Annotated in this window: 18 protein-coding genes; 14 read left to right on the top strand and 4 right to left on the bottom strand. The window is 45.8% G+C overall.

Going from position 1 to position 19,306, the window contains the following annotated elements:
* The first annotated feature begins 44 nt into the window (after window positions 1-44).
* From ABIN22_RS06105 to trxB, 3 genes are all read left to right on the top strand, one after another.
* Window positions 45-740, top strand: coding sequence for an anaerobic ribonucleoside-triphosphate reductase activating protein (locus ABIN22_RS06105; RefSeq protein WP_346907347.1), 696 nt, complete (start codon window positions 45-47; stop codon window positions 738-740).
* Window positions 741-930: 190 nt separating this feature from the next.
* Window positions 931-3,297: a ribonucleoside triphosphate reductase gene (locus ABIN22_RS06110; protein ID WP_118621373.1), complete on the top strand. Its 2,367-nt coding sequence runs from the start codon at window positions 931-933 to the stop codon at window positions 3,295-3,297.
* 46 nt (window positions 3,298-3,343) lie between these two features.
* Window positions 3,344-4,252, top strand: coding sequence for a thioredoxin-disulfide reductase (gene trxB / locus ABIN22_RS06115; RefSeq protein ID WP_109730199.1), 909 nt, complete (start codon window positions 3,344-3,346; stop codon window positions 4,250-4,252).
* A 90-nt stretch (window positions 4,253-4,342) separates the two neighbouring features.
* Here trxB and ABIN22_RS06120 read toward each other — a convergent pair whose 3' ends face one another.
* From ABIN22_RS06120 to ABIN22_RS06130, 3 genes are all read right to left on the bottom strand, one after another.
* Window positions 4,343-4,843: a DUF6106 family protein gene (locus ABIN22_RS06120; RefSeq protein ID WP_118621372.1), complete on the bottom strand. Its 501-nt coding sequence runs from the start codon at window positions 4,841-4,843 to the stop codon at window positions 4,343-4,345.
* 1 nt (window position 4,844) lies between these two features.
* A complete protein-coding gene (locus ABIN22_RS06125; protein WP_346907350.1) occupies window positions 4,845-5,753 on the bottom strand; it encodes a PucR family transcriptional regulator in 909 nt (302 codons plus the stop codon).
* A gap of 257 nt (window positions 5,754-6,010) precedes the next feature.
* Window positions 6,011-7,123: an ABC transporter ATP-binding protein gene (locus ABIN22_RS06130; RefSeq protein ID WP_118622993.1), complete on the bottom strand. Its 1,113-nt coding sequence runs from the start codon at window positions 7,121-7,123 to the stop codon at window positions 6,011-6,013.
* A 291-nt stretch (window positions 7,124-7,414) separates the two neighbouring features.
* On the opposite strand from ABIN22_RS06130, the gene ABIN22_RS06135 reads away from it, so the two are divergent.
* The 5 genes from ABIN22_RS06135 (at window position 7,415) to ABIN22_RS06155 (ending at window position 12,316) form a co-directional block, all read left to right on the top strand.
* Window positions 7,415-8,275, top strand: coding sequence for a DMT family transporter (locus ABIN22_RS06135; protein WP_109730203.1), 861 nt, complete (start codon window positions 7,415-7,417; stop codon window positions 8,273-8,275).
* Window positions 8,276-8,352: 77 nt separating this feature from the next.
* On the top strand, window positions 8,353-8,955 hold the full coding sequence (locus ABIN22_RS06140; RefSeq protein ID WP_346907353.1) for a hypothetical protein: 603 nt from the start codon (window positions 8,353-8,355) through the stop codon (window positions 8,953-8,955).
* Between the two features lie 122 nt (window positions 8,956-9,077).
* A complete protein-coding gene (locus ABIN22_RS06145; RefSeq protein ID WP_346907355.1) occupies window positions 9,078-10,715 on the top strand; it encodes an aryl-sulfate sulfotransferase in 1,638 nt (545 codons plus the stop codon).
* Between the two features lie 131 nt (window positions 10,716-10,846).
* Entirely contained in the window at window positions 10,847-11,365 is a 519-nt protein-coding gene (locus tag ABIN22_RS06150; RefSeq protein ID WP_109730205.1) for a peptidylprolyl isomerase, read from the top strand.
* A gap of 15 nt (window positions 11,366-11,380) precedes the next feature.
* Window positions 11,381-12,316: a DMT family transporter gene (locus ABIN22_RS06155; protein WP_346907357.1), complete on the top strand. Its 936-nt coding sequence runs from the start codon at window positions 11,381-11,383 to the stop codon at window positions 12,314-12,316.
* Between the two features lie 58 nt (window positions 12,317-12,374).
* Here the strand turns inward: ABIN22_RS06155 and ABIN22_RS06160 are convergent, their stop codons facing one another.
* The gene (locus tag ABIN22_RS06160) at window positions 12,375-13,082 is read right to left on the bottom strand and encodes a FadR/GntR family transcriptional regulator (protein ID WP_109730207.1); all 708 of its coding nucleotides are present in this window, start codon (window positions 13,080-13,082) and stop codon (window positions 12,375-12,377) included.
* Window positions 13,083-13,401: 319 nt separating this feature from the next.
* Between ABIN22_RS06160 and ABIN22_RS06165 the strand changes: the two genes are divergently transcribed.
* The 6 genes from ABIN22_RS06165 (at window position 13,402) to ABIN22_RS06190 (ending at window position 19,301) form a co-directional block, all read left to right on the top strand.
* Window positions 13,402-14,253: an energy-coupling factor transporter ATPase gene (locus ABIN22_RS06165; protein WP_346907360.1), complete on the top strand. Its 852-nt coding sequence runs from the start codon at window positions 13,402-13,404 to the stop codon at window positions 14,251-14,253.
* On the top strand, window positions 14,238-15,086 hold the full coding sequence (locus ABIN22_RS06170; protein ID WP_346907362.1) for an energy-coupling factor transporter ATPase: 849 nt from the start codon (window positions 14,238-14,240) through the stop codon (window positions 15,084-15,086). Before ABIN22_RS06165 ends, ABIN22_RS06170 begins: the two co-directional genes overlap by 16 nt.
* Window positions 15,079-15,903 carry an energy-coupling factor transporter transmembrane component T family protein gene (locus tag ABIN22_RS06175; protein ID WP_346907364.1) on the top strand — a complete coding sequence of 275 codons (825 nt, stop codon included), beginning with the start codon at window positions 15,079-15,081 and terminating at the stop codon, window positions 15,901-15,903. The genes ABIN22_RS06170 and ABIN22_RS06175 overlap by 8 nt, the downstream gene beginning before the upstream one ends.
* Window positions 15,904-15,949: 46 nt before the next feature.
* Window positions 15,950-16,687 (top strand): tRNA pseudouridine(38-40) synthase TruA, encoded by a 738-nt coding sequence (gene truA, locus ABIN22_RS06180; RefSeq protein WP_346907366.1) that lies wholly within the window; start codon window positions 15,950-15,952, stop codon window positions 16,685-16,687.
* A gap of 328 nt (window positions 16,688-17,015) precedes the next feature.
* Window positions 17,016-17,957 (top strand): dihydrodipicolinate synthase family protein, encoded by a 942-nt coding sequence (locus tag ABIN22_RS06185; RefSeq protein WP_118622408.1) that lies wholly within the window; start codon window positions 17,016-17,018, stop codon window positions 17,955-17,957.
* 21 nt (window positions 17,958-17,978) lie between these two features.
* Entirely contained in the window at window positions 17,979-19,301 is a 1,323-nt protein-coding gene (locus tag ABIN22_RS06190; RefSeq protein ID WP_346907368.1) for an ABC transporter substrate-binding protein, read from the top strand.
* The last annotated feature ends 5 nt before the right edge of the window (window positions 19,302-19,306 follow it).

Below are 19,306 nucleotides of genomic sequence, written 5' to 3' on the forward strand. Positions count from 1 at the left end.
AGTTACAGATGCATACGGCGCATGAACAGGGAAGGAGAACCGTGATGAATATTCAGGGATTACAGAAACTTACACTTTTAGATTATCCGGAAAAGGTGGCCTGCACGATTTTTACTGCCGGCTGTAACTTCAGATGTCCGTTCTGCCATAATGCTTCACTGGTTACTCATGTGGATCCGGATAATCATATACCGGAAGAAGAGGTGCTGGCCTTCCTGCAAAAAAGGAAGGGAGTCCTCGACGGTGTATGCATTACAGGCGGGGAGCCACTGCTGCAGCCGGATCTCGCAGCATTTATGGAAAAAGTGAAGGCACTCGGCTATTCGGTCAAGCTGGATACAAACGGAAGTAATATTGGCAGGCTTAGACAGCTTGTGGAACAGAATCTGGTTGATTATGTTGCTATGGATATTAAAAACGCCCCGAATAAATATGGTGAGACGATCGGAATCAAGGAATACAATCTGGAAAATATTCTGCAGAGTGTGGATTACTTAAAGTCGGGGGCAGTCTCTTATGAATTCCGGACGACCGTTGTCAGGGAATTCCATAAAAGGGAAGACTTTGCCGCGATCGGCCGGTGGCTGAAGGGGGCAGAGCGCTATTACCTTCAGGGGTTTGTGGATTCGGGGGACCTGATCCGGCCCGGACTGCGGGCGTATACAAAGGAAATTATGGAGCAGGCTCTGGAAATTGTGAAAAGGAATATACCGTGTGCAGAACTGCGCGGCGTGGAATGACACATTTCGTTTGGATAAGTGAACAACAATATGTAGTTAGAAACTAAAAAGTTGCATACTACATATTGTTGTTTTATATTGACAAGATATTAGCTCAGTGATAGAATAATTTCAGATGCCCAACTGAAAAGGTTGGGCAAAAATTATCTCAATTCGATTCGAGTATAAGAGAAAGGGGCGACCGTACAGTATGTATCAGGTTACAAAAAGAGACGGAAAAATAGCGGACTTCAATCTGGCTAAGATCAGCGAGGCGATCAGAAAAGCATTTGAGGCCCAGGAGAGGGAGTACAATCAGGACATTATTGATCTGCTTGCATTGAAAGTTACAGCAGATTTTGAACCAAAAGTAAAGAACAGCCTTGTGTCAGTGGAGGATATTCAGGACAGCGTAGAGTCTGTGCTGATCAAGACCGGTTATGCAGATGTAGCGAAAGGCTATATCTTATACAGAAAGCAGAGGGAGAAGATTCGTAATCTGAACTCTACACTGCTCGACTATAAAGAAATCGTGGACAGTTATGTTAAGATCACGGACTGGAGGGTAAAAGAGAATTCTACAGTCACATACTCTGTCGGGGGACTGATCTTAAGCAACTCCGGCGCAATCACGGCTAACTACTGGCTCTCTGAGATTTATGATGAGGAGATCGGGAAGGCACATAAGAATGCGGATATCCATATCCACGACTTGTCCATGCTGACAGGATACTGCGCGGGATGGTCACTGAAGCAGCTGATTCAGGAAGGGCTTGGCGGCATTACGGGAAGGATCACATCATCACCGGCAAAGCATCTGAGTGTACTTTGTAACCAGATGGTAAACTTCCTTGGCATTATGCAGAATGAATGGGCCGGAGCTCAGGCATTCTCATCCTTTGATACCTATCTGGCGCCGTTTGCAAAGGCCGATAACCTGACTTACCCGGAAGTAAAAAAATGCATTGAATCCTTTATTTATGGTGTGAATATCCCGTCACGCTGGGGAACACAGGCACCATTTTCAAATATCACTCTGGACTGGACCGTGCCGGACGACCTGGCAAACCTTCCGGCAATTGTCGGCGGGAAAGAGCAGGACTTCACCTATGGCGACTGTAAGGAAGAGATGGATATGATCAACAAGGCTTTCATCGAGACGATGATCGAGGGAGATGCAGACGGACGTGGATTCCAGTATCCGATTCCGACATACTCTATCACAAGAGATTTTGACTGGGCGGATACAGAGAATAACCGTCTGCTGTTCGAGATGACTGCCAAGTATGGTACACCTTATTTTTCAAACTACATCAATAGCGACATGGAGCCGAGCGATGTAAGGAGTATGTGCTGCCGCCTGCGTCTGGACCTGCGTGAACTTAGGAAGAAATCCGGCGGATTCTTCGGAAGCGGTGAGAGTACAGGTTCTATCGGTGTCGTTACGATTAATATGCCGAGAATTGCCTATCTGGCGGCGAATGAAGAGGAATTCTACAAGAGGCTGGACAAGATGATGGACATTGCGGCTGACTCCCTCCATACAAAGCGGACTGTCATTTCCAAGTTAATGGATGAGGGATTATATCCGTATACAAAGAGATATCTCGGCTCATTCGAGAACCATTTTTCAACGATCGGGCTGATCGGTATGAACGAAGCCGGACTGAATGCAAAATGGATCAGAAAGGACATGACAAGTACCGAGACGCAGGAATTTACAAAGGAAGTTCTGAACCATATGAGGGCGCGCCTCTCCGATTATCAGGAAATGTACGGCGAATTATATAATCTGGAGGCAACTCCTGCCGAGTCAACGACATACCGCCTTGCTAAGCATGACGTGGAACAGTTCCCGGATATTATCACAGCTGCAGAAGGAGACGGAACACCGTACTATACGAATAGTTCCCACCTGCCGGTAGGATATACGGAGGATGTATTCGAGGCACTGGATATTCAGGACGAGCTCCAGACATTATACACATCAGGAACCGTATTCCATACATTCCTGGGTGAAAAGCTTCCAAGCTGGAAGTCGGCGGCGTCACTGGTGAAGAAGATTGCTGAGAATTATAAACTTCCTTATTACACGATGTCACCAACATATTCGATCTGTAAGAACCACGGGTATATTTCCGGCGAGCACTTCAAGTGCCCGGACTGCGGGGAAGAGACAGAGGTTTACAGCCGTATTACGGGATACTACCGTCCGGTAAAGAACTGGAATGACGGAAAAGCACAGGAGTTCAAGGACCGTAAGGTATATGATATTTCCAATTCTCATTTGAACGTGCATACGTCAGAGGCAAAAAAAGTGGAGTGTGAGACTGCGGCACCGGAAGGTGAGATGAGAACACTTCTGTTTACAACAAAGACCTGTCCGAACTGCAGGATAGCGAGCAGTTCACTGGAAAAGGCAAATATTGCATATGAAGTAGTTGATGCCGAGGAAAATGAGGAGTTAGTAAAGAAATATGGTGTGATGCAGGCACCGACCCTGATCGTAATCAGCGAGTCCGGTGTGCAGAAAATGGCAAATGCTTCGAATATAAAAGCATACGCTGAGAAACACTAGAATAAGAATATAAACGGCAGTTTTGAAATGGCATGGAGGAATAACTATGTATGATATTGGAATTATCGGAGGTGGTACGGCAGGCATGACGGCTGCCATATACGGCCAGAGGGCCGGGAAACGCACGGTGATCATCGAAAGCATGAACTTTGGCGGACAGATCACGGCATCCCATAATGTAGAGAATTACCCGGGAATTGCCAGTGTAAGCGGAAGTGAATTTTCCATGAATCTTCTGGACCAGGCTATGAAACTTGGAACCGAGACTGTCATGGAACAGGTGACAGGAATCCGCGACGAAGACGGAATCAGGATCATAGAGACAACAGGCAAAGAGTATCCCTGCAGAACGGTGATTCTGGCAACAGGGGTGACACACAGACATCTTGGCATCGAGAAAGAAACGAAACTGACAGGATCCGGAGTTTCCTACTGTGCGACATGTGACGGGGCGTTTTTCCGGGGGAAAGATGTAGCAGTGATCGGAGGCGGGAATACCGCACTGCAGGATGCAGAATTTTTGTCTAATTACTGCAGCAAGGTTTATGTGGTTCACAGGAGAGACGAGTTCCGCGGAGACAGCAGTCTTGTGAATGTGTTAAAAGGAAAAGACAACGTAGAGTTTGTTTTAAGCGCAACTGTAAAGGATATTGTCGGTGAGACAATGGTAGAAGGACTGATCCTGAATAATAAAAAGACAGGGGAGGACTTTACAATAGATGTGTCAGGGGTCTTCGTCGCGATCGGCCAGATTCCACAGAATAACATCTTCAGAGAATATGTCAGACTGGATGCGGATGGTTTCATTCAGGCTTCGGAAGACTGCATGACCTCACGTCCGGGCGTCTATGCAGCCGGTGACTGCCGTACAAAAGAAGTACGCCAGCTGACAACGGCTGCAGCTGATGGAGCAGTTGCGGCGCTCGCTGCATGCAAGTATCTGGCAGGGGCATAATAGTATATAGACAATAAAAAACGTTCTGTCTGCTGACTTTCTTAACCGAATCAGCAGGCGGAACGTTTTTTGTTTTAATTCTATCAGGACCTAATCCATATAAAACTTGGAGCCCATCCAGCCGCGGATGTGTCCGAGCATTGTCTGGTCAGGTTCGATAATGATACATGTATTCTTCTGGTCCAGAGAGATCATGATGGCGTATGCTTTCGCACTGGCATCTCCGGAAGAATAGTCAATCGTCTTCTCCGGATGGCTGGAGCCCAGTCTCGGAGATCCTTTCGGGGCGATAATCTCGGCCTGCTGGATATCAAAAGTGATTAGTTTCTTTCTTTTGGCCTTATTGTAAATCGCATCTACCTGCATATCATGATTCAGCAGAGTATATTCATATTCCACATTCAATTTTGGAAACACGAAATAATAGGCGAGGAAAGCAAGGACCACAGTGATGAGGATTCCCAAAAAGCCTAACAGGGGAAAGGTAATAAGCAGGATGAGCGCAAGAAGCACAATAATCGCAATGCGGATTACCATATCTGTGGGACGGGATTTGCGGGCTACAAGTTGTTCGTAAAAAGCATCATTCATATCAGGAATTCCTTTCTGTCTGTAAATAGTTGATAACCATAGTGGCTATTTTAAATGTCATGGCGTCTTCGAACTTTCGGATGTCCAGGCCTGTCCGTCTTTCAATCTGTTCGAGGCGGTAAATCAGGGTGTTTCTGTGCATATGCAGCTGCCGCGAAGTCTCGGCGATATTCAGGTTATTCTGAAAAAACTTGTTGATCGTGGCAGTAGTCTCTTCATCAAATGTATCGGGAACCTCACCGCGGAAAATTTCTTTCAGGAAGTTCTCGCAGATGGTTACAGGGAGCTGGTAGATCAGACGGCCAATCCCGAGCTGGTTGTGCGGAAAAACAGTCTGCTCGGAGTAGAACAGTCTGCCGACTTTCAGCGCAAGGCTTGTCTCCCTATAGGCACCCGGCAGATCCATGAGTGTGTCTATCGTGCCGCTGTATGCTACCTGAACATGGGCCAGGGCCTCCATATTGAGCGTATCCACGATCATATGTGCAATATGGCTGATATCCTCCGGTGTCTCAGATGATTTCAGAGGGCGCAGGATGACAAGGCTGCGTTCCCCCATGCTGACCTGATAAGTCTTGGACTGAGAGGGGAACAGGTTTTTCAGGACCTCTGTAATGGTGTCGTCCACAGGGTTCTTTGTCTCAATCAGAAACAGGACTCTGGAGGTCTCTGGTTCGATATGGAGGCGCGCCGAGCGTTCGAATATATCATATGCCGGTATCCCATCTGCCATTAAATTCTGCAGAAAGTGGTTCTTATTATACTTCTCCTTATAGGCAAGTGAAAGGCAGTGCATCTGATTGAGGGCGAGTTCCAGTTCTTCCGGGGTATCTGCCCTGACTTCAAGGGTAATACCGGTAATCCGTTTTAATTCCGCCAGTGCCTTTTCGAGTTCCTGCGCAGGTCCCATACGAATCTCCTTTTGTCCAAGAATTATAGATATCAAATAATAGAAGCAAAATGGTTACTGTTCACTCCCCAGCCTATCACTACGCTGATAGGCTGGGGGCCGTTACGTAAATCGGCCAGTAAGCCTGCCCCCTCGCCGTAGGCGAATCTAAATGGGCAGGCGCGTTACTGTTTACAGGCGTGCCTGTGGACAGTAATTCAAAGAGGCCGCACTTAATAGCACAGCCCCTCTCATTTATATATTCTTATTCTAAAGCATTAATTTAAAATCGTCAACTCTGTATCTTTATCAAATACATGAATCTTTTCCATATCCAGAGCGAATACTGCATCATCACCATTTCTCAAAGGTGTACGAGGATTAACGCGGGCTGTCATCTGAGTACCTTCTACATCAAAGTATAAGTATACTTCTGCACCGAGCAGCTCATAAACTTTGATCTTGGATCTGATTACACTGTCAGGTGAGTTTGCAATGAATGATTCTGAATCATGTACATCTTCCGGACGAATTCCAAGAACAACTGTCTTTCCGTCATAACCGCCATCAATAAGAGCTTTTTTCTTAGAAGCAGGAACTTTCAGTACGTGCTCTCCAACTGTAAGAGTTACATCGCTGCCATTTACTTTTACAATAGCATCCATAAAGTTCATCTGAGGTGATCCGATGAATCCGGCAACGAACAGGTTGCAAGGTGTATTGTAAAGGTTCTGAGGTGTATCTACCTGCTGAACAACTCCGTCTTTCATAACTACGATTCTTGTACCAAGTGTCATAGCCTCTGTCTGGTCATGTGTTACATAGATGATGGTTGCGCCCAGATTTTCATGAAGCTTGGAAATCTCGATACGCATCTGAACTCTCAGTTTTGCATCCAAGTTGGAAAGAGGCTCATCCATAAGGAATACCTTAGGATTACGCACGATTGCACGTCCCATAGCAACACGCTGTCTCTGTCCACCTGATAAAGCCTTTGGCTTACGGTCTAATAATTTCTCAAGGTCAAGGATTCTTGCAGCCTCACGAACCTTCTTATCGATCTCATCTTTCGGAACCTTGCGCAGCTTCAGTCCGAATGCCATGTTGTCATATACTGTCATATGAGGATACAGAGCGTAGTTCTGGAATACCATCGCGATATCACGGTCCTTTGGCTCAACATCGTTCATAACTTTTCCGTCAATCTCAAGAGTACCGCCTGAAATATCTTCCAGACCTGCAATCATACGAAGAGTAGTTGACTTACCACATCCAGATGGTCCTACGAAGATGATAAATTCTTTATCTTCAATATCCAGATTGAAATCTTTTACTGCCTGAAATCCGTTAGGATATACTTTTTGAATTCCTTTTAATGATAAACTTGCCATTTTAATAGCCTCCTTGAAAAAATGTTGTTTCGTTGTTTTCTGAGATAAGTATATCTAAAAAGAGAGAATGGGACAATGTCACGAGTAACCAAAAAATCCGAAAAAAAATGTACATAACAACTATACATGCCCTTGCATTCATTCCGGACCTCCGGAGGAAAGAAAAAAGATTAGTAAAGAAATGGAAAAATGTTGTTTGGAAGATGAAAAGGAGTATGATATACTATGAAAGGTTTGAAAAGAATTCCACGCATAGCGGTGGATGATGATAAAGCTGATAAAGGAGAATAGATGAAGAACCAGAAGAAGAGTCTGATATCAATACATATCGCTGTCCTGCTGTTTGGACTTGCAGGCCTGTTTGCAAAATGGGTCCTGCTGCCGGCCGTGATCATTGTTCTGGGACGGGTTATTTTTTCCTCTCTCTCCCTGTTCTTTCTATTAAAAGTGAAAAGGGCCCGGGTCCGCCTTGATAAGGGGAGAGATTATATACTGATGATTACCGCCGGGATTGTACTGGCGGTCCACTGGACGACGTTTATGCAGTCGATCCAGACCTCCACGGTTGCGGTCGGGACACTTACGTTTTCTACATTCCCACTGTTTGTTACATTTTTGGAACCGGTACTTTTCCATGAAAGGCTGAAGTCTTCCAGTGTAGTCTCGGCAGTAGTGATGCTGGCTGGTGTGCTGCTTATTGTTCCGGAATTCCATCTGGGGAATACGATGACACAGGGAGTTATCTGGGGAATGGCGGGCAGTCTGTCCTACGCAGTCCTGTCCCTGATGAACCGGATGTTTATGGAGAAATATACAAGCAGCCTGACTGCATTTTACGAACAGGCAACTGCGGCTGTTGTACTGCTGCCGTCCCTGTTCCTTTTGAAGCCGGTGGTTTCTGGGAAGGATATCCTCGTTTTGGTTCTGCTTGGGGTAGTTTTTACTGCTTTTGCACATACTATGTATATAGAAGGATTAAAACATGTGAAGGTCCAGACCGCGGGAATCATATCCGGTCTGGAATCTGTATATGGAATTATAGCGGCGTTTCTATTCCTCGGTGAAAAGCCGGGGATCAAAGAACTTGCGGGCGGCGTGATTATTTTGGGTGTAGTCTTTTATTCGACGCGTTTATCATCCCGGGAAGAGTGATTACTGTACACACCTATAGGGAGGGGATGTACAGTAACAGGTGAAGTCGGCTCGTCGGGAGAACTCAGGAGGCAGATATGAAAAAATTACTGGATTATTTTACAATAGATGGTGAAATCGGCGGGAATCAGGAATGGTTCCGGAATGTGGTCATGTATGTCGGCGGCTGTGCGGCTGCGACCGCGTGTGACAGTTGTATTTATTTTGCGCTGCATCAGGGGCAGGCCCACCTGTATCCCTATGATGTCCATAATCTGGAAAAGGAAGATTATATACAGTTCTCGATGAAGATGAAACCGTACTTAAGACCACGCGCCGGCGGGGTGAAAAAACTAAGCATGTTCATTGACGGATTTTCAAAATATTTAAATGACACAGGGGACGACCGGCTGAGTATGCAGGAGTTTGCCGGAGAGCATACCACCACTGAGGCGGCAGATCTTATCAAAAAGCAGATCGATGCCGGATTTCCGGTGCCTTATCTGATGCTGCGGCATAAAAAGCCGGAATATAAAGATTTTGTATGGCACTGGTTCTTGTGTTACGGGTACGAGGAAAAAGAGGATGATTTCCTAATCACCGTGGCAACGTACGGAGAGGCGTCAACCTTCTCACTGAAGGACCTGTGGAATACGGGATATGAAGAAAAAGGCGGTCTGATACAATACTGCGTCAGGTAAAAGAATTGATTTTAGCCATAATAAAAAATGAAATTTCAAAAAGATTTCATAGAATGGGCACAAATTTCTTTTACAATATGAATGTTCAGAGGCTAATTTATCGCAGTGAAAGGAAATGTTTTATGTTAAAAGAACCGGGAAAGAAGAAAAAGTGGATTGTACCGACGCTGCTGATCATTGCAGGAATCGGGATATTTGGGAGAACCACGGCCATTTCTGCGATGGAGGCGACTGTCAGCAGGATATTGGGCACTCCGGATGAAGAACAGACCGTGGCGCTTACAGAGGAAGAAGAAAAGCAGCTGGAAGAGATCAAGAAGACTTACGATACTGCGGGTCAGGCTAAGATCGTTAAAAAACTTGAGGCGAAAAAAGCTAAAAATGAATATACGATAGACAATATGCTGATTCAGTATAATCCGTTTGGTACGAATACACAGTCGGCATATGTCTACTTCAAGACAGAGAATCCCGCGAAGATTACATACACCGTCAGTGTTTCAGACAAAGAAATCAAAGATTTTACGCGTGAGGTTTCTCAGGAAAAGGAATACCAGACAGAGCATGAGTTTCAGGTGATCGGGCTCATTCCAGATATGGAAAATAAAGTAAAGTTCACAATTACGGAAGAAAACGGGATGGTGACAACCCGCTCCTATGCCTATAATATGGGGAGCCTGCTGGGAGACGAGGAAGTGAAGCTTGAGACAGATATTGATGAGAAGGCAGAGGAAGAGCTATCAGATGGATTGTATGTCATACTCGGGAACGATGACTCGCATCTTGATTTCATGTATTATTATGATAATGACGGCATCCTCAGAGGCGAAGTCCCCCTGCTCGGCTACCGGAGCCACAGGATTTTATTTGATGAGAGCGCGATGTACTACAGTATATCAGAATCCAAAATAGCCGCAGTAAACCGGCTGGGACAGGTTGTCTCCGTATATGACCTGGGTGATTACAGCCTGCATCACGATTATGTCTTCGATGATGACGGGAACATCCTGATACTGGCAACCGATAATAAACAGGACAGCGTAGAAGATGTAGTGGTAAAACTGGATATCAGGACCGGCCAGGTGACAGAGGTACTCGATCTCGGCGACCTCCTCGGAAACTATAAAGCCTCCTGTGTGGCAAATGCAGACGGAGACTTAGACTGGATGCACATCAATACGATTCAATGGATGGGATCAGGACAAGTTCTGTTAAGCTCAAGGGAGACATCGACGATACTAAAAGTCAGCAATCTGTATACAGCTCCCCAACTCGATTACATGATAGGGGCGGACAAGTTCTGGGCCGGTACCGGATACGAAAATCTCCTTTTCACAAAAGACGGCAGCTTCACAATACAGGGCGGACAGCATTCCGTTACATATGTAAAAGACGATACGCTCAAAGAGGGACAATATTATCTCTATATGTTCAATAACAACATCGGCTACAGCGAGACAAGGCCCGGCTTCGACTGGAGCAGCACAGGCCTGACCGAAACAAGCGCAAAAGACGGAAGCACTTCCTACTATTATAAATACCTTGTAGACGAAAACAACAGAACATTCAAACTGGCAGATTCCTTCAAAGTGCCATATTCAGGTTATGTAAGCAGTGTACAGGAAATTAGCGGGAATGTACTGGCAGATTCAGGGTTTGCGGGGGAATTCAGAGAATATAACAAAGAACACAAACTAATAGCAAGTTATAAAATGAATGCGGAAAAGTTCATATACCGTGTATATAAATATCAATTTTAAGTCAATTGGGGACGTAGTAAACCTTAAGTATACTACGTCCCCAATTGACTTAAGTGGTGTACCTAATTGACTAATCTGACTTTATCCGCTACAATAGACGTATTGAATTTATAAGAAAAGAGGAGTTTATTATGGCTAATCCAATTGTTACGTTCGAAATGGAAAATGGGGATATTATGAAGGCGGAATTATACCCGGAGATCGCACCGAATACGGTGAAAAACTTTGTATCTCTTGTAAATAAAGGGTTTTATGATGGTCTGATTTTCCACCGTGTTATCAGCGGATTTATGATTCAGGGCGGATGCCCGGATGGGACAGGCATGGGCGGTCCGGGATATACGATTAAGGGTGAGTTTTCACAGAATGCGTTTGCGAATGATCTGGCCCATGAAGCGGGAGTGCTCTCTATGGCACGTGCAATGCATCCGGATTCAGCAGGATCCCAGTTCTTTATTATGCACAAGAATTCTCCGCATCTGGATGGTTCTTATGCAGCATTTGGCAAGATCACGGAGGGGATGGATGTTGTGAATAAGATTGCCGAGACTGCAACGGATTATAGTGATAAGCCGTTAGAGGCACAGGTGATGAAAAAGGTGACTGTCGATACTTTCGGTGAGGATTACGGCGAGCCGGAGAAGGCATAGGAGAAGGAATTACCAATGGAAAAGCGATTACAGAAACCGGCAGTCGTCTGTCTGCTGGCGTTAATCTGCTGTGCGTTATGGGGAAGTGCATTCCCATGCATTAAAGTTGGATATGAGTGGTTTGGAATAGAAGGAACCGGGAGCCAGATTTTATTTGCTGGCTACCGGTTTTTCCTCGCCGGTGTCCTGACTTTTGTGTTTGGATGTATTTTGGAAAGACGGTTCCTGACGATGAAACGTTCTTCTATTCCCTATATCCTCAGACAGGGACTCTTACAGACTACGATACAATATTTCTTCTTTTACGTTGGGCTGGCGAATACGACGGGAACAAAGGGATCAATTATCAATGCATCGAATGCATTTGTCTCCATTGTTGCCGCACATTTTATGATTAAGTCGGAGAAAATGACATGGAAGAAGGGGATCGGGTGTTTGCTGGGACTCGCGGGAGTGGTGGTGATCAATCTGGCTCCGGGGGCATGGGGGACGGGATTTTCGCTCAAAGGTGAAGGTATGGTGTTTATCTGTACGGTTGCCTATGGGGTGAGCACGGTTGTGCTGAAAATCATCTCAGATAAGGAAAGCCCGATGACGATTACTTCTTATCAGATTTTATTCGGAAGTGTACTCCTGATCATAATCGGTCTGGCACTCGGGGGACATGTAGAGGGATTTACCCTGAAATCTACGATCCTCCTGATTTATATGGCACTGATCTCTGCAGTTGCATTCAGCCTTTGGACGCTGCTGCTGAAGTATAACCCGGTGGGCAGGGTGGCGATTTATGGCTTTACGATTCCGGTATTCGGCGTCGTGCTCTCAGCCATTTTCCTCGGGGAACAGTTCGTTTCCCTGAAAAACCTGTCTGCGCTGATACTCGTCAGCGTGGGAATACTGATCGTCAACAGTACGAAGTCCGTAACAAAAAAATCACACAGCACCGTCTAAATAGCAGCACTGTGTGAAGGAGACAAACAAATATAAGTACTTAGGTAAAGCTGGAAAATCAGTCATAGTAGATTTTCCGGCTTCCGTCTATTGTATTCCCGATTGAAGCCTGTATCCATTCGATGGCGCCGTCTGTATCGCGATCCCGGATAAAGGTCCAGAGCGTATGTGTATTCTCGTAGAGTGCAGGTATCCCGTAGAGGGTACAGAAACGCTCCCAGAGAGTGGAAACCGGCGTGCGGAAGGACTGGAAGATCAGCGGGATCAGTGTATTATGGGAGAGCAGAGCAAATTCATGCTGGAATTCAAAAGCTGCCTGGGAGGCTTCTGTGATAGAATCCGTCTCCCGTATCCGCTCCTTTTTTTCACGGAGGAGTTCCACTTCCTCATCAGAAATCCGGTCAATACATAATTGTGCTGCAAGGGTATCCAGAGCAATCCGGACCTCCAGAATAGAGCGGATTTCTTCGTTGCGCAGACGCCCGCCGTTATATTTCATAATCGCCATCAAAGTATCCAATGTGCCTTTGCGCCGGTAATCGGCTACAAAGGTTCCGATTCTCGGTTTTACGACCAGAAACCCTTTCCGCTCCAGTTCCCCCAGACCCCCGTTTACTACGGCCCGGCTCACCTGCATCATTTCAGCCAGCTGTCGTTCGGGCGGAAGCTTTTCTCCGATTTTTAATTTTCCTGACAGAATCAAATGTTCCAACTGTTCCACAAACAAATCCCGAAGTGAGGGTGAACTTATTTTTGAAAATTCCATATGCAGATCTCCAAATTACCGGCATGGTGAAAACCGGTTTTTTATTTGCTATTATAATACATAAAATTCGTTTAAACAAGCTTGGAAACCCAGAAGGATGCAAATGAATACTGTGTACGTTGCTTTGTATACTAAAAGGTATACGCAGTAACAGACAAACTGGCCTTGCCTGACTACGCATAATTGTACCTTGCCAAAAGCCAGTTGATACCGTACAATAGTGGACAGCAGGCATACCTGCGTAGTATAATCAAAAATATTTCCTGTACGGTCAGGCAAGAATGGCCGGGGATGAAAAAATAACGGAGGCACAGCTGATATGGATATGGTCCGATCAGAAAAACTGATTTTTGAATATGAAAAGCGTGATGAAGAAGGCAATGTGACAGGGATGAACCGTGCAGTCGACGGGGTAGACATCCAGATCGCACCGGGGGACTTCGTGGCGATACTTGGACACAATGGTTCCGGGAAATCGACTCTCGCGAAACACATGAATGCGATACTGATCCCCACAGGCGGTACGATGTGGGTGAATGGCAGGGACACGAAGGATCCGTCAGAATTGTGGAATGTCCGCCAGTCTGCAGGGATGGTGTTCCAGAATCCGGATAACCAGATCATTGGCACCGTGGTGGAAGAGGACGTAGGATTCGGTCCGGAAAATCTCGGAGTGCCGACAGAGGAAATCTGGAAACGGGTTGAAGACAGCCTGAAGTCGGTTGGTATGCTGGAGTACCGGACAAATTCGCCGAATAAGCTGTCCGGAGGACAGAAACAGCGTGTTGCAATTGCGGGAGTCATTGCAATGGAGCCGGAATGTATTGTGCTCGATGAGCCAACCGCCATGCTGGACCCAAACGGCCGGAAGGAGGTCATCCGTACGATTCAGGAACTGCGCAGACGCAAGAAGGTCACGGTCATCCTCATCACACACTATATGGAAGAGGTCATTGACGCTGATCAGGTGTATGTCATGGACAGCGGCCATATTGTCATGCATGGCACACCGAAGGAAATCTTCAGTCAGGTAGAAGAGCTGAAAAAGTACAGGCTGGATGTTCCACAGGTGACCATGCTTGCAGAAGAACTGAGAAAAAGAGGCTTGAAGCTCCCGAAAGGAATCCTAAGGACACAGGAGCTGGTGGAGGCATTATGTCAATTAAATTAGAGCACATTAATTATATATACAGCCCCGGAACCGCGTATGAAAAGCAGGCGTTAAAAGACGTCAGTCTGGAAATCACACAGGGAGAATTTGTCGGCATCATCGGGCATACCGGGTCCGGTAAATCTACACTGATCCAGCATTTCAATGGCCTGATGAAAGCAACAGACGGCGTCTTATATTATGAAGAAAAAAATATTTACGACAGCGGATATAACATGAAAGAATTGAGGAATCAGGTCGGACTTGTCTTTCAGTATCCGGAGCACCAGCTTTTTGAAGTTGATGTACTCAGCGATGTCTGTTTCGGGCCGAAGAATCAGGGACTTCCTCCTGAAGAGTGTGAAAAAAGGGCCAAAGAGGCTCTGGAATTAGTCGGTTTTCCGGAGAAATATTATAAACAGTCCCCATTCGAGCTGTCCGGCGGCCAGAAACGTCGTGCAGCGATAGCGGGAGTTCTGGCGATGCGGCCGAAAGTCCTTGTATTGGATGAGCCCACGGCGGGGCTGGATCCCAGAGGCAGGGATGAGATTCTCGATCAGGTTGAATATCTGCACAAAAACACCAACATGACTGTGATTCTCGTATCCCACAGTATGGAAGATATCGCCAGATATGTTGACCGGATCATTGTCATGAACCACGGCGAAAAGATGCTGGATGACATTCCGAAAAGGGTGTTTGCACATTACAAAGAACTGGAAGAAGTAGGACTTGCAGCACCACAGGTGACATACATCATGCACGCTTTGAAGGCCCTCGGGCTGGATGTGCATACTGATGCAACAACTGTGGAGGAAGCGGCAGAAGAAATTATGAGGAGTTTGCATGATTAGAGATATTACAATCGGACAGTATTATCCGGCAAAAAGTGTCATTCACAGATTGGACCCAAGGGTGAAGATCGTCTGTACCCTTCTGTTTCTAATCTCTCTGTTTTTGCAGAGCAGCATTCTGGGGTATGTGATTGCAACAGCATTTCTCGGGGGCATTATCTGTATGAGCAGAGTACCGTTTAAGTACATTGTAAAAGGGCTTAAGCCCATTATAATGCTCCTTCTGATTACGGTACTGTTCAATCTGTTCCTGACAAGAGAAGGGAACGAACTCGTTCACGTATGGATCTTCCGCATCACAGATAAAGGGCTTAATGTAGCAGTATACATGGCGATCAGGCTGACTTACCTGATCATGGGTTCCTCCATTATGACATTTACGACGACCCCAAATTCCCTGACAGATGGGATCGAAAAGCTGCTTCACCCGCTGAATAAGATCAGGGTCCCGGTACATGAAGTCGCGATGATCATGTCCATCGCCCTGCGGTTTATCCCCATTTTGCTGGAAGAGACAGACAAAATAATGAAGGCACAGATTGCGCGCGGGGCTGATCTGGAGAGTGGAAATATCATACAGAAGGCGAAGGCGATGATACCGATTCTCGTGCCGCTATTTGTATCCGCATTCCGGAGGGCCAACGATCTGGCAATGGCAATGGAAGCACGCTGTTACCGGGGCGGAGACGGCAGGACGAAGATGAAGCCCCTTGTTTATCAGGGCAGAGACCGCATGGCTTATGCGGCTACGCTGATTTATGTAGTGCTCGTGTTCTGCATTGGGCGTTATGTCCCCTTCCATCTGTGGATTTTCTAGAAAACGTTGAATGAGCGGAAAAATAATAAAAACTGAAAGTGAAGCTATGAGAAGAATCAAACTTACGGTAGCCTATGACGGCACAAATTACTGCGGCTGGCAGATACAGCCAAACGGAATTACGATAGAAGAAGTATTGAATAAGAAATTATCCAGACTGACAGGGGAGGACATACGGATCATCGGGGCAAGCCGTACCGATTCGGGAGTGCATGCGCTCGGAAACGTGGCAGTATTTGATTCTGAAACCGGCATCCCGCCGGAACGTCTGGCCTACGCGCTGAACCAGAGGCTTCCAGACGATATCGTAATAACGAAATCTGAAGAGGTCCCTTTAGACTGGCATCCGCGTTACTGTAACTGCACAAAGACATATGAGTACCACATTCTGAATGCAAAGATCCAGGACCCGACAAGAAGACTGACGAGGTACTTCGTATCCTATCATCTGGATCTGGAGAAAATGCGCAGGGCGGCGGGGTATCTTGTGGGAACACACGATTTCGCAAGTTTCTGTAATGTGAGAACGAACGTGGAAGATACCGTGCGCACGATTTATGAGCTGAGTGTGATCGAAGAGAAAGATGAGATCACGATCCGCATCAGGGGAAACGGGTTTTTGTACAATATGGTGAGGATCATCGTGGGGACACTTTTACGTGTCGGAAGGAACTTCTATACACCTGAGCAGGTGGAAGACATATTGGAAGCAAAGGACCGGCAGGCGGCAGGGGTCACCGCACCGCCGCATGGACTGATGCTAGTGGGTATTGAATATGAATAAAAAAGAACCGGAGCTTTCTGGTTCTTTTTTTAATGTGCCTGACTCAAGACGTATATATCCGGGAATGCAACGTAATGATGTATGCAGATTCCGTTTTCTTCTATTCTATAATCTAAATTACAAATGTTATCTGAAAATACTTTCATAATTTTTGAAAAGTGCACAAAAAAGAAAAGATTTTTTATTTATATTCAACGAAAAAGAAATTTTTTCCTAAAAAGTATTGTAATTTACGGAGCGAATGATATGATGAAAATAAGTTACAACGAAACATTAAAAAAACAGAGAAAACAGAAGGAAAACAAAAGGATTCAAAAAGGAGGAAAACATGATGAAACCAGAAGAGTTAAAAGAAGCATTGAAAGGTATTTGCGCGATTGCAGTAACACCAATGACAGAAGACCGGCAGGTTGATTATGAGGGGATGAAAAAACATATTCGTTTTCTGAAGAGCAAGGGGATCAGCCGTGATAATCACTGTACACTGGTTGTCGGCGGAAGTACCGGTGAGTGCGGGGCGCTTACGATTCCCGAGAGAAAGAGGCTTATTGAGACTGCAGTTGCAGAGGCGGGGGAAGAACTGCCGATCATAGCAGGCTGTAACCACAGCAATATTGAAGACGTAAAAGATCTGATTTCTCATGCAGAACAGGCCGGCGCAGCCGGAGTAATGGTGCTTTCTCCTTATTATTACGTACCGACAGATGAAGCTGTCTTAAGATTCTATAAAGAGATTTCCAAAGGTACGAATATTGGAATCTTACTATATAACAACCTTGAGGTTACACATAAAGATGTACCGCTTGAAGTAATGGAGCAGTTGGTTGGCGCGTCAAATGTAGTAGGCATTAAAGAATGTACACCAAACTTTGCCAAGATGGAAAAGGTGGCGCGTAAAATCGGAGATAAGATCACGGTTATTAATGGACATGGGGAGTTTCTTGAACCATTTGCGGCGATTGCAGGTACAGCAGGTTTTATTTCCAGTACATCTAATTTTGCACCTGAAATTGCAGTGGAGATGTGGAAAGCCAGAAGTGTGGGGGATTATGTAAAAGCGAAGGCTATCCGCGACAGACTTACCCCGTATCTTGATCTGGCCGCTTCTGAGAGTGCGACAGGCGGTGAACCGGTAGTGCTTGCAATATTGAAACGGGCCGCTACACTTGTAGGTTCTAATTGTGGACCGGGCAGGATACCACTTCCGGAGATTGATGAAGTACTGGATGCCAAAATTAAGAGGATGCTGGAGGAAGTAGGATTAGTATAAAATAGAAATGAGGGAATATTTATGAAAAAGAGAATACTGGCATTGCTAGTTTGTACTGTAATGGTTATTTCTATGACTGCATGCGGCGGATCATCAGACAAGAAGGCGGAAAAAGAAGAAGGCGGTTCTAAGGACGGCAAGACAGAATTAACTTTATTAAGACTGGGCGACCTGACAAAGGCAGAACCTATTTTCAAGCCGATTGTTGAAAGCTTTGAACAGGAGAATCCGGGTGTTAAGGTCAATTTTGAGGCGATGGCATGGGCAGAGGCTACAACAAAACTGAAACTTCTCGGTGCACAGGGCGATTTACCGGATGTGACATTTACAAATATAGCAAATGGATGGGATCTGGCTTCGGAAGGATATTTGATGGATTTGTCCGATATGCTGGCATCAGATGAAACAATGAGTGCTGAATTACCGCAGTCTGTTATTGATATTGCAACTACAGAAGATGGAAAGATGTACTGGGTACCCGCGGCTACAGGCGCCTTTGGACTCTGGTACAATAAAGATTTATTTAAGCAGGCAGGACTCGACCCTGAAACGCCTCCGAAGACGGTGGAGGATATGGTGTCCTATGCCAAAACCATTACTGAGAAGACAGGTGTTCCCGGGTTAGGCTGGGGGATATCTGCAACAGAAGATTTCGCAAACGTAGTAGAAAGCTTTTATTCCAGTTATACAGGTACAGATATTTGGAGCGACAAGGACAAGTGTTTTACATTTGAAAAGGACGATAAGAACCGTAAGTTATTTGCGGAGGCTTTGGACGAATTAGCTGCCATTACAAACGATTATGGAATCACACAGGCGAATGTGATCGAATACAACCCTTATGCAATCAGGACGTTATTCAGAGACGGTGAAGTTGGTATGTATCTTGATGGTGTGTGGGCAGTGAAAGAACTGCTGGACGAGCTTAATAAAGGCGAAGAAAGTAAATTTAATACAGGATTGTTCCCGGAAGGTCCGGCCGGTTCACATCCAATTATGGGCTGTGATGGCTGGGCAATTCCGGAGGCCTGCAAGAATAAGGATGAGGCGTGGAAACTGATCCAGCACCTGATGTCTTCCGATAACCAGACGAGACATGCTTCTCAGTGGGGGCTGCTTCCAATACTCGAATCAGAGAAAGGAAAAGAAGAGTTCTCAGGTGAATACTGGAATGCATTGGTAGAGCAGGAGCAGACAGTTGCTTCCAGACCGAAGGATAAAAATGTAGCCATGATTGAACAGGCAGTTGCAGACGGGGCGCAGGCAGCAGCTACGAGAAAGATGAGTGCCAACGAGGCGATTGATTATATGATTGAAACTGTAAACTCAAATTACAGCGATTAGTTATT

The sequence above is a fragment of the Faecalicatena orotica genome, from assembly GCF_905197545.1.
GTDB classification, from domain to species: Bacteria; Bacillota; Clostridia; order Lachnospirales; family Lachnospiraceae; genus Faecalicatena_A; species Faecalicatena_A orotica.

Bases quoted from the DNA above. Each gene is read 5' to 3' on its own strand.
- ABIN22_RS06105 (WP_346907347.1), top strand. From the start codon at position 45: ATGAATATTCAGGGATTACAGAAACTTACACTTTTAGATTATCCGGAA.
- ABIN22_RS06110 (WP_118621373.1), top strand. From the start codon at position 931: ATGTATCAGGTTACAAAAAGAGACGGAAAAATAGCGGACTTCAATCTG.
- trxB (WP_109730199.1), top strand. From the start codon at position 3,344: ATGTATGATATTGGAATTATCGGAGGTGGTACGGCAGGCATGACGGCT.
- ABIN22_RS06120 (WP_118621372.1), bottom strand. From the start codon at position 4,843: ATGAATGATGCTTTTTACGAACAACTTGTAGCCCGCAAATCCCGTCCC.
- ABIN22_RS06125 (WP_346907350.1), bottom strand. From the start codon at position 5,753: ATGGGACCTGCGCAGGAACTCGAAAAGGCACTGGCGGAATTAAAACGG.
- ABIN22_RS06130 (WP_118622993.1), bottom strand. From the start codon at position 7,123: ATGGCAAGTTTATCATTAAAAGGAATTCAAAAAGTATATCCTAACGGA.
- ABIN22_RS06135 (WP_109730203.1), top strand. From the start codon at position 7,415: ATGAAGAACCAGAAGAAGAGTCTGATATCAATACATATCGCTGTCCTG.
- ABIN22_RS06140 (WP_346907353.1), top strand. From the start codon at position 8,353: ATGAAAAAATTACTGGATTATTTTACAATAGATGGTGAAATCGGCGGG.
- ABIN22_RS06145 (WP_346907355.1), top strand. From the start codon at position 9,078: ATGTTAAAAGAACCGGGAAAGAAGAAAAAGTGGATTGTACCGACGCTG.
- ABIN22_RS06150 (WP_109730205.1), top strand. From the start codon at position 10,847: ATGGCTAATCCAATTGTTACGTTCGAAATGGAAAATGGGGATATTATG.
- ABIN22_RS06155 (WP_346907357.1), top strand. From the start codon at position 11,381: ATGGAAAAGCGATTACAGAAACCGGCAGTCGTCTGTCTGCTGGCGTTA.
- ABIN22_RS06160 (WP_109730207.1), bottom strand. From the start codon at position 13,082: ATGGAATTTTCAAAAATAAGTTCACCCTCACTTCGGGATTTGTTTGTG.
- ABIN22_RS06165 (WP_346907360.1), top strand. From the start codon at position 13,402: ATGGATATGGTCCGATCAGAAAAACTGATTTTTGAATATGAAAAGCGT.
- ABIN22_RS06170 (WP_346907362.1), top strand. From the start codon at position 14,238: ATGTCAATTAAATTAGAGCACATTAATTATATATACAGCCCCGGAACC.
- ABIN22_RS06175 (WP_346907364.1), top strand. From the start codon at position 15,079: ATGATTAGAGATATTACAATCGGACAGTATTATCCGGCAAAAAGTGTC.
- truA (WP_346907366.1), top strand. From the start codon at position 15,950: ATGAGAAGAATCAAACTTACGGTAGCCTATGACGGCACAAATTACTGC.
- ABIN22_RS06185 (WP_118622408.1), top strand. From the start codon at position 17,016: ATGATGAAACCAGAAGAGTTAAAAGAAGCATTGAAAGGTATTTGCGCG.
- ABIN22_RS06190 (WP_346907368.1), top strand. From the start codon at position 17,979: ATGAAAAAGAGAATACTGGCATTGCTAGTTTGTACTGTAATGGTTATT.